Below are 3,943 nucleotides of genomic sequence, written 5' to 3' on the forward strand. Positions count from 1 at the left end.
GCCGCGGTGTGCGCGGTGGCGGTGCTGGTCGGCTGGGCCTGGCCGCGCAGCCAGACCTACCGCACCGCGCTCGGCGAACAACGCAGCGTGCAACTGGCCGACGGCAGCACGGTGCGGCTCAATGCGCAGACCCAGGTACGCGCTACGCTGACCCCCTGGGGCCGAAAGCTGCAATTGCTGCAGGGCCAGGCCAGTTTCGTGGTCGCCGCCGACCGGCGCCCGCTGCAGGTGCAGGCCGGGGGCCTGCGCGTGGAAGATATCGGCACCACCTTCGACATCGCCCTGCACCCCGACCAGGCGCGCATCGAGGTCTCGGCCGGACGCGTGCACGTGTGGCGCCAGGACCGTCCGCAACAACCCATGCTGGCCGATCTCGGCGCCGGCCAGAGCGCGCGCATCGACACCGCCGATGGCCGGGTCGAACTGGGCAACGAGGACGTCGCCGCGATGCACGCGTGGTGGCAACACCGCATCGTGTTCCGCGACGAACCGCTGGCCAATGTCGCCGAGGATTTCAACCGACTCAACCGCACCCGCCTGCTGATCGACGACGCCGATGCCGGGGCGATGCGACTGACCGGCAACCTGCGTGGCGACGACGTCGCCGCGTTGCGCGCCTTCCTGGATGCGCAGCCGACATTGCAGGTGCGCACCAGCGCCGACGGCATCCACGTGCGCAGCCGCACGCCGACACAGGCGCGCCTGCAGTAGCCCGGCAACTGCGTCGCGCGCACTGCGCGACGCACGCATCCTTCAAACCAGACGGCCGGCACGCCATCAGCGCGTCACATGCATCGTGCACGCACGCATCCGCGCGCGCACGCGAAGCCAGCACCCCCACGCACGTGTCACAGAAAATTCATCGAAAAACGGTGCCCGATCTTCGTCGTCGCGCCTCGTAGTCCGGGGACAGCGCAGGCAAACGCCCATGGGCGATGCCGCGCGCACCACCACCCCCGCTCTCACAGGACCCGACGATGCGCCGCACCCTGTTCCTTTCCATCGCCCTCGCCCTGCACGCCGGCGTCGCCGGTGCGCAGACCGCGCCCATCGCGGTCGAGGCGATTCCCGCGCAGCCGCTGGCCCGCGCGCTCAATGCGCTGTCGCGGCAGACCGGCCTGCAGTTCGTCTATGCCGCCGGCAGCACCGGCAACCCGCAGACCCATGGCAGCCGCGCTGGCGCGGCGCCAGAACAGGCGCTGCAGCAACTGCTCGACGGCACCGGCCTGCGCTACCGTTTCCTCACCCCGACCACGGTGACGATCGAGGCAGCGAGCGCGCCGGCCGAGACCGCCAGCACCGCGCCGGCCGCGATGACCGCCGCACCGACGCCGGCACCGGTGGCGTCGGCGGATGCGCCGGTCAAGCAACTGGACAGCATCCAAGTGCTCGGCAGCTACGCCGGCAGCCTCAGCGCCGCGCTGCGCGAGAAGCGCTACGCCGACAGCGTGGTCGACGTGATCGCCGCCGAGGACATCGGCAAGCTGCCGGCGCAGAACGTGGCCGAAGCGCTGCAGCGCGTGCCCGGCGTGTCGATCGTGCGCGACCGCGGCGAAGGCGTGTACGTGCGCGTGCGCGGCCTCGGCCCCAACTTCCAGGTGACCACGCTCAACGGCCAGACCATGGCGGTCAACGAGAACGTACGTACCTCCGGCCAGACCGGCCGCCAGTTCCGCTACGACACCCTGCCGGCGGAACTGGTCGCCGGCCTGGAGGTGATCAAGAGCCCCACCGCGGACCTGGACGAAGGCGCGATCGGCGGCATCGTCAACGTGCGCACCTTCCGCCCGCTGGAACTGGGTAAAACGCTCACCAACGTGTCGCTGGAGTCGAGCCAGGCGCAGCGCACCCACGCCAACGACCCGCGCGTGTCCGGCCTGTTCAACTGGGTCAACGCCGACGGCACCTTCGGCCTGCTGCTGTCCGGCGCCTACGCGCAGCGCAGCCTGCGCCAGGACCGGGTCAACGAAGTGAGCTGGGACTACTACCGCGACGGCGTGCCGGGCGTGCCTGGCGCCAACTACGTGCCCACCGGCCTGCGCCCGACGCTGGAACTGGAGCAGCGCGAACGCACCGGCATCGCCGCCTCGCTGCAGTGGAAACCGAGCGCGGCCTGGGAAACCAACCTGGACCTGCTCTACGCCAAGCAGACCGTGCACTACGACGAATACAGCCTGGGCGTGGGCTTCGACAGCCTCGCCAAGCTCAGCAACCTGCGCGTGGCGCACGGCGGCGTCGCCGGCTTCGACTACCGCAACGGCCAGGTGCAGATCTCGCGCGAGACATCCGGCATCACCGACGACAACCGCAGCGCGCGCCTGTCCAGCACCTGGAGCGGCGATGCGTGGACGCTGGGCGCGGTGGCGTTCCACTCGCAGGCGCACAGCTACGACTCCGATCCGATCCGGCGCACGCGCCTGCGCAGCGGCACCAACCTGTCGATGCGCGTGGACATGCCGCAGGCCGATGGCGACGACGTGCCCGACTGGCGCTTCACCAACGGCTTCGACCCGACCAACCCGGCCAGCGTGGCCGGCCGGCGCCTGGAGTGGCGCGAGATCGATGCGCGCGACAAGGAGGACGCGCTGCAGTTCGACGCCAAGCGCGCGCTCGGCGACGGCTTCTTTCGCGAGCTCAAGTTCGGCGCCAAGTACCGGCAGCGCTCGCGCACCTACGATCGCGCCGACCTGCTGCTGACCAGCATCGCCGGGGTGCGCTTCCCGGCCGGCAACTTCACCGCGCTGCCGGTGGACGACATGCTGACCGACGCCAACGGCAACCTGCCCCGGCAGTGGCTGGCGCCGATCGAATCGCGCTTCTTCGGTACCTGGCCGACCGCCGCGGACCTGGTCAACACGCCGAACAGCGCCGACCTGCAGAACTCCTACGAGGTGAAGGAGAAGATCGGCTCGGCCTATGCGATGGCCGACTTCGGCGGCGACCTGGCCGGCCGCGCGCTGCGCGGCAACCTCGGCGTGCGCCTGGTGCGCACCGAGCAGACCACCGACGGCCATGCCGACGTCAACGGCAGCGCGCAACCGGTGCACTTCGAACGCAGCTACAGCAACGCACTGCCCTCGTTCAACGCGGCCTGGGACGTGCGCGAGGACATGGTGCTGCGCAGTTCCGCGGCCAAGGTCATCACCCGTCCCGACCTCACCGACCTGTCGTCCAAGCTCACCTTCAATTCCAGCGGCGAGATCCTCACCGCCAGCGGCGGCAATCCGTCGCTACGCCCGTTCGAGGCCTGGCAGTACGACCTGACCTTCGAGTGGTACATCGACGGCACCTCGGCGCTGACCGGCGGCGTGTTCTACAAGGACATCTCGCGCTTCATCCAGACCCAGATGTCGAACCTGCAGTACCAGGGCCAGACCTACCTGCTCTCGTCCAAGACCAACGGCAGCCAGGCCAGCGTCAAGGGCGTGGAAGTCGCCTACCAGCAGGTCTTCGCCGGCCTGCCGGCGCCGCTGGACGGGCTGGGCATGCAGCTCAACTACACCTGGACCGACAGCGAGGCCACCTATCGCGACGGCAGCCGCACCTTCACCGACAGCCTCGAAGGCGTGGCCAAGAACACCTACAACGCGGTGCTGTTCTACGAGAAGGGGCCGCTGATGGCGCGGGTGAGCTATGGCTGGAGCGACGACATCGTCAACGCGGTCGGCACCGCCAACGTCGCCACGCTCAACAGCGACAAGTTCGGCAGCCTCGACGCGAACGTGGCCTGGAAGGTCAACGACACCCTGTCGGTGTTCGTCAACGCGATCAATCTCACCGGTGCGGTGCAGCGCCAGTACGTCGGCGACCGCCTGTTCGGCGGCTACACCGACTACGGCCGCACCTGGTCGGTGGGCTTGCGCGCACGTTTCTGATCCGCCGCGCTGCCGCCCACGCGCGGCAGTCCGCCGGCGCCCGCGGCCTGCATCGCCGCGGTCGCCCA

The 3,943-nt window shown here is 69.7% G+C and carries 2 protein-coding genes; both read left to right on the top strand.

From position 1 onward, the window contains the following. The coding region (locus D183_RS24830) for a FecR family protein (RefSeq protein WP_017909558.1) at positions 1–711 on the top strand (711 nt) is incomplete at its 5' end. A 266-nt stretch (positions 712–977) separates the two neighbouring features. Next, positions 978–3,875, top strand: a complete 2,898-nt coding sequence (locus tag D183_RS0114040) for a TonB-dependent receptor (RefSeq protein ID WP_017909559.1) — start codon at positions 978–980, stop codon at positions 3,873–3,875. The last annotated feature ends 68 nt before the right edge of the window (positions 3,876–3,943 follow it).

It is taken from the genome of Xanthomonas sp. SHU 199, assembly GCF_000364665.1.
Classification (GTDB): domain Bacteria; phylum Pseudomonadota; class Gammaproteobacteria; order Xanthomonadales; family Xanthomonadaceae; genus Xanthomonas_A; species Xanthomonas_A sontii.